This is a genomic window from Chryseobacterium urinae (assembly GCF_030518295.1).
Classification (GTDB): Bacteria; Bacteroidota; Bacteroidia; order Flavobacteriales; family Weeksellaceae; genus Chryseobacterium; species Chryseobacterium mucoviscidosis.
In genome coordinates, this window is sequence record NZ_JAULSJ010000064.1 from 1 (window position 1) to 5,877 (window position 5,877).

The window sequence follows — 5,877 nt, forward strand, 5'->3', positions numbered from 1 at the left end:
TTTGAATGATTGATAATTGATGATTGATAATTGATGAGCAATGGGTCAATATATCATTGATGTGAAAATTACCAAAATAACAAAAACGGACTTTTCTAAGCCCGTTTTGTTGTTTTATATGAAAAATGAAGTGTTTTACTGAATGACTAATTTTAAGGTAAATAATTTTCTTGTGTATACTTTTACAAAATACACTCCTTTCGGAAGATTTTCGTTGACCAGAGAAAAACGCTGGTTATTTACATTTTTCGACTGATATAAAAGGTCTCCGTTGGCAGAAAGAAGTTCTATTTTTTCGATCGGATAATCACTTTTAATGAAAGTCGGTTCACCAGGTTTTGTAGGATTGGGATAAAGAACCACATTTTTCTCTGTACTTTTTGTTTCTTCTGTTCCTAAAGTTGTTCCGGTTACCTGAAACTGAACTCTGTTTGAAACTTCCGTATAAGAATCGTTGGTAAACATCACCATATAATAATTTCCCGGCGTTGCAGGAACTGCTGTGCCTGTAATTGTTTTGGTTCCCTGTGTAATTCCGTCAAAATAAGTATACGAAACAAACTGATCATCCGGAACCGAAATATTCTGAGGATAAATTCCGAGCCAGTCTTTGATGATTCCCGGAGAATCCGTCCATGAAGCGGTGATATTTTCTCCTAAACTGTAAACCGGCTTGTTGATCCAAAGTTCGGTTACCACATCCCCTACTTTAAAGAAAACTTTCTCGCCAACCGTTGTATAACCGTCTTCCAAAAAGTACTGTGCATAATAATATCCTTTGGCAAGTCCTGTAAAATTAAGTGTTCCCGAAGCCGTTGTTACATAGCTCCACTGAGTAGAATTTATGGTTCCGGGCGTGTGTCCCATTTTATAAATTCCGATCCAGTCTTTATTTAAATTCGGTCCGTTGGAGAAATTAACGGTTACGGTTCCGCCAACAGGATAAACATCTGAAGTGGTACTTAAATTAACTTTCGGACCTACGTAGAAATTTTTTCTCGGCGTAATTTCCGTGTAACCATTATTGGCAAAAAAACCTGCGAAATACTGACCTTTGGCAGCAATTCCGTTCGGGAAAGTGGCTGTTCCTGCGGTTTGTCCGTTAGTGTACATAAAAGCCTGAGAAGTGACGGCAGAAGGATTCTGTCCTTTTTTATAAATTCCAATCCAGTCCTGATTATTTCCGGGACCGTCTGTAAAATTGGCAATAATGGGCTCGTTTTGAAGATATTCTGTTTTATTTAAAGTAAATGTAGGGTTGGAAACCACACTTCCGGTTACTGTAAACTGTTTTACATCGCTCCATTCGCTCCATTCCATATTTCGGTCTCTGTACCGCACTTTTACATAATAGTTTCCGTTGGTTATTGAGTTGGCGGCAATGGTCGCTTTGGTAATGTCTACTCCTGCATTCAGGTTTTTCGTGATATCGGGAGTTCCGTTTCCGTCTTTTCCGAACCAGTTTTCGTAATCTCTGTAAAATTCTTTTTCGATGATGGAAAAATCAGCCGCTTTACTAATTAAGAACTGAGTGGTATTCAGCAATTCTCCGTTTGAGCTTGAAAATGTACTTCCGTTTAAAGTTAACGGTAAAGTAACCGGCGCCGTAAATGTATTAGAAATAGAAGGTTTTGCAGGTTTTGGCTGATTTTTATAGCGGTGGAATGTATCAATAAGTTCATTATATTTTTTATGATAAACCCCTCCGATGGAATAGGATTCCACATCTACTTTTCCTGTGTTTACATCTACTTCAACAATTTGATACGTCCAGTCTGTTAATGTTTTCTGAACATCATCAAAATCCTGTTCGGTCGACATTCCCCAATACTGATCCCATGCAACTCCACCGGAAATAATCTGGTAATTCGGCGTATTTTTCAACTGACCTCTGTGGTATAAATGGTGATGCGCTCCGAAGTGCATTAAATACTTTGAAGAAGAGGTTAAAAGCGGAACGGCACTGTTTCTTACCCACGTAGAAATATCTCCTACATATTGTTCCGCCTGATACGGTCTGTGGCTAAGAGAAATGATCCAGTCGACCGTAGAATCGCCGTTTGCAGCATTTAATACCTGTTGCAGCCAAGTCATTTGCGCAGAACCGGTATGTTCGGAACTTAAACTTATAAACAAAACGTTTCCAGCCTGTTGCGCATAGTAATTTTCGTTTCCTGAGCTAATGTTTTTATACTGAATTTCATCGATGTAAAAATGTGCGTAATAGGAATTCATTCCCAGACTTCCGTACGTTTCATGGTTTCCCACCGTGGTCTGAATCGGAAGATAAGGCGATAAATTAATGTTTTTCTTGAAATGAACATTCTCGTAATGATCCAAAGTTCCCACATCTACCTGATCTCCAACCATAAAGGTTAAAGCAATATTATCTGAAGGATCAGAAGCTGCGCCGAATTTTTCCTTTAATTTTTTATACGCATTTAAAGTTAAGGTATCGTATCTCGGTTCTGCTTTAATCTGGTTGTCTCCCATGATGAGAAAACGAATTTTTCCGTTGGCTGTTGCAGCCTGTCCCGGTAAAGGAAGTGTTCTGAAATTATACACCGCAGATTCGCTGGTTCCTGTTTTAATTTTATAATAATATTTTGTGTTGGGCTGAAGATTGGCAATTTTTGCGGTGTGATAAAAATAATTGTTGTTATACCCTGTATCTGAAAAAATGTTTGTGGTTCCTGTGAAAGTAACATTCAGATTATTGGGGCTGGTTCCATAAAAAACGGTGGTTTCATTATTGGAAGAGGTTTTCCAGTTGATGATCATGGAAGTTGGTGTAGGATTTTGTAAGTAAGGATACAAAGCCTGCCCAAAAGCCATCTGGACGACAAAAAGGAAAAAGAAAAAATAATGTTTCATTTTTTAGTTTAATTTTTATTAGATTTATTGAGATTAAAAATTGTATATCAATGAATTATCGAAATTTTTATTGTCTGATTTTATATTCGTGCAAAAGTAGAGTTCACATGTAAACTATGTCTGATGGGAAGTTGAAGGAAATATTAAATCTGAGCCGAAAAACGGGGTGAAAATTTCATGATATTTAATATAAAATTGTTTGGAAAATTTCAAAAATGTTTTGTACATTTGCAACCTGTTATTCAACCTCTGACGAAGTCCGTGTAAGTTGCTTAGCTTTAACATTTTATTTATTAATAATGGATTTATTAAAGTACGTACAAGACAAGTACATTACAAAAAAAGAATTCCCTGAATTCAAAGCGGGTGATACGATCACTGTTTACTACGAAATTAAAGAAGGACAAAAAACAAGAACTCAGTTCTTCAAAGGAACAGTTATCCAATTGAGAGGTACTGGTTCTACAAAAACTTTCACGATCAGAAAAATGTCTGGTGATGTAGGTGTAGAAAGAGTATTCCCAATCAATATGCCTGCTCTTCAAAAAATCGAAGTTGACAGAAGAGGTAGAGTTAGAAGATCTAGAATCTACTACTTCAGAGACCTTAGAGGTAAAAAAGCGAGAATTAAAGACGCTGCTTACAAGAAGAAATAATTCAGACAACAATACATACGAAAAGAGACTGCTAATTTTTAGCGGTCTCTTTTTATTTGGAGCTATTTCCCGCTTTCCGCTGCAATCTTTTTTTCAAAAAAGGATTTTCACTTCAATCGGGGCTAAAAAAGGATGCATTTTAAAACCACCCCGTCAAAAATTTCAGGAAATTTTCGCCACCCCTCCAGAGGAGGGGAATTTTACACAAAAAAAACGCTTTATAATTTTCCATTCCTTTATATAAACGTCTATCATGTAACTTTAAGCTTCTTTACTTAATAAATTCATACAGCGCATTCCAGAATTTATCATAGACCTCAATATGCGGAAGGTGACCTACGTTTTCAATTTCGACTAGCTTGGAACCAACAATCTGTTGTTGTGTTTTCTTTCCTAATTCCTGATATTGCCCCATTTTGGGCTGCAGTTCTTTTGGAGCGCGGTCTTTCCCGATTGCAGTTCTGTCTCTTGTTCCGATAATGAGCAAAGTGGGAACTTTTATGTTTTTAAATTCATAGCAAACCGGCTGATTGTAAATCATATCTGAAGTTAAGGCTGCATCCCATGCAACTTTCGGGTAATCAGGATGCAACGTCCATCCTGCAATTAAGTCTAACCAGGGTTGATATTCTGCTTTCCATTTATTATCATAATAAAATTTAAGCTGATAATTTTTGTAAGTTTCTGCGGTATTTTTTAATTCTGACTGATATGCCAGATCAATGGTTTGATAAGTGGCAAACGTTTTATAATCTTCTAATCCGATTGGATTTTCCAAGATCAATTTTTCGACTTTTTCGGGGTATTGTAAAGTAAACCTTGTTGCAACCATCCCTCCCATCGAATGTCCTAAAACAATAATTTTATCGATTTGTAATTTATCCAAAATGGCTTTTGTATTTTCTGCCAACTGCGAAAATGAAAACTGGTAACTTTGAGGCTTCGAAGATTTTCCAAATCCTATCTGATCCGGAATAATCACTCTGAAACCATTATCTGAAAGGTCTTTGGCGGTTTTTTCCCAATAAGCTCCGTTAAAATTTTTACCATGAAGAAGCATTATGGTTTTACCGTTTGGCTTTGTTGGTTGTACATCCATATAGGCCATTTTCAAATCGTTTTTCTGAGATTTAAAATTTAAAAACTGAACTTCAAAAGGATATTGATAGTTCGTTAATTCCGCATCCAGTGGTTTCACCTGTGACAATAAAAGATTCGTACTTATAACAAAAATTAATGCGGTAAATATATTTCTGTAATATTTCATAAACCATTTTATTTACTGAAATTAAAAAACCGTTCCAAAAGAAACGGTTTTCAAGTATTAATGATGATTTATTTAAGATATTTCGGCTAGTTGTTTGTCTTTTTTGGGAAGATTCATTAAAACAATGGCAAAAAGAATCAATATAATTCCCACCCACTGAATAAAAATAACTTTTTCTCCCAATAAAACAAAAGCCATTGTTACGGAAACCGGCAGTTCCAAAGAAGAAACGATACTTCCCAATCCGAGTCCGGCATTCGGAAATCCAACATTAAATAAAATCGGTGGAATTATGGTTCCGAAAAGTGATAAAATTAAACCATATTTCCATAAAATTGAATAATTAAAGGAATGAATATGCTCTGTATTGTCTGTAAAAGTAAGGTAAAAAGATTTTAATCCTTCGAAATGCAACGGCCCGATCTGTGCAAAAAACAAGAATGCAAAAACAACAACTGACCCACCCAAAAGCATAATAATACTTTTTCTGAAAACAGGCAAATGTGTTGCTAAAGTATTAGAAGTAAACATAGTGAGCGTATAGGAAGCCGCTGCTAATAATCCCCAGAAAATTCCTTTCCAATCCAGATCTAAACTTTCATTGATTAAATTGGTGGCTAAAATGGTTCCCACCAAAACAATAATTACAGAAACGATTTTTCTTGCATTGGGTATTTTTTTTGTCAGAAAACTTTCCACTACTACACTGAACCAGACAGACTGCATCAGTAAAACAATCGCGATGGAAACATTAATGTACTGTACAGCAATATAATAAAACAAACTGGTGCAACCTAATGATGTTCCGGCTAACATTAAATTTCTCACTTCTTTTGATGTTGGCGACGGCAATGCTTTTTTAGAGGTAATTGTCTGAATAAAATTTAAGACTAAAAGACCAACGATTCCCAATAAAAACTGTGATGTTGTAACTTCTGAAGTGGTGTACCCATCATGATAAGCGAGTTTAACAAACGTTGCCAACATTCCGTATATACTGGCTCCAATCCCTACAAATAAAACTCCTTTTAATATATTTCTCTTCTGCATAATTCATTTTTTACAGCCTGCAAAGATATG

At 35.9% G+C, this 5,877-nt stretch carries 4 protein-coding genes; 1 reads left to right on the top strand and 3 read right to left on the bottom strand.

Going from position 1 to position 5,877, the window contains the following annotated elements; genetic code table 11:
• Window positions 1–135: 135 nt before the first annotated feature.
• On the bottom strand, window positions 136–2,874 hold the full coding sequence (locus QWT87_RS20750) for a fibronectin type III domain-containing protein (protein ID WP_302718605.1): 2,739 nt from the start codon (window positions 2,872–2,874) through the stop codon (window positions 136–138).
• Window positions 2,875–3,173: 299 nt separating this feature from the next.
• Here QWT87_RS20750 and rplS point away from each other — a divergent pair, with 299 nt between their 5' ends.
• Window positions 3,174–3,530 carry a 50S ribosomal protein L19 gene (rplS, locus tag QWT87_RS20755; protein WP_034709455.1) on the top strand — a complete coding sequence of 119 codons (357 nt, stop codon included), beginning with the start codon at window positions 3,174–3,176 and terminating at the stop codon, window positions 3,528–3,530.
• Between the two features lie 271 nt (window positions 3,531–3,801).
• Here rplS and QWT87_RS20760 read toward each other — a convergent pair whose 3' ends face one another.
• Both QWT87_RS20760 and QWT87_RS20765 read right to left on the bottom strand, forming a co-directional pair.
• A complete protein-coding gene (locus tag QWT87_RS20760) occupies window positions 3,802–4,797 on the bottom strand; it encodes an alpha/beta fold hydrolase (RefSeq protein WP_302718615.1) in 996 nt (331 codons plus the stop codon).
• Window positions 4,798–4,869: 72 nt separating this feature from the next.
• A complete protein-coding gene (locus tag QWT87_RS20765; RefSeq protein WP_302718617.1) occupies window positions 4,870–5,847 on the bottom strand; it encodes an EamA family transporter in 978 nt (325 codons plus the stop codon).
• Window positions 5,848–5,877: the final 30 nt, after the last annotated feature.

Excerpts from the sequence above, each read along its gene's own strand:
- QWT87_RS20765 (WP_302718617.1), bottom strand. The coding sequence starts at position 5,847 with ATGCAGAAGAGAAATATATTAAAAGGAGTTTTATTTGTAGGGATTGGA.
- rplS (WP_034709455.1), top strand. The coding sequence starts at position 3,174 with ATGGATTTATTAAAGTACGTACAAGACAAGTACATTACAAAAAAAGAA.
- QWT87_RS20760 (WP_302718615.1), bottom strand. The coding sequence starts at position 4,797 with ATGAAATATTACAGAAATATATTTACCGCATTAATTTTTGTTATAAGT.
- QWT87_RS20750 (WP_302718605.1), bottom strand. The coding sequence starts at position 2,874 with ATGAAACATTATTTTTTCTTTTTCCTTTTTGTCGTCCAGATGGCTTTT.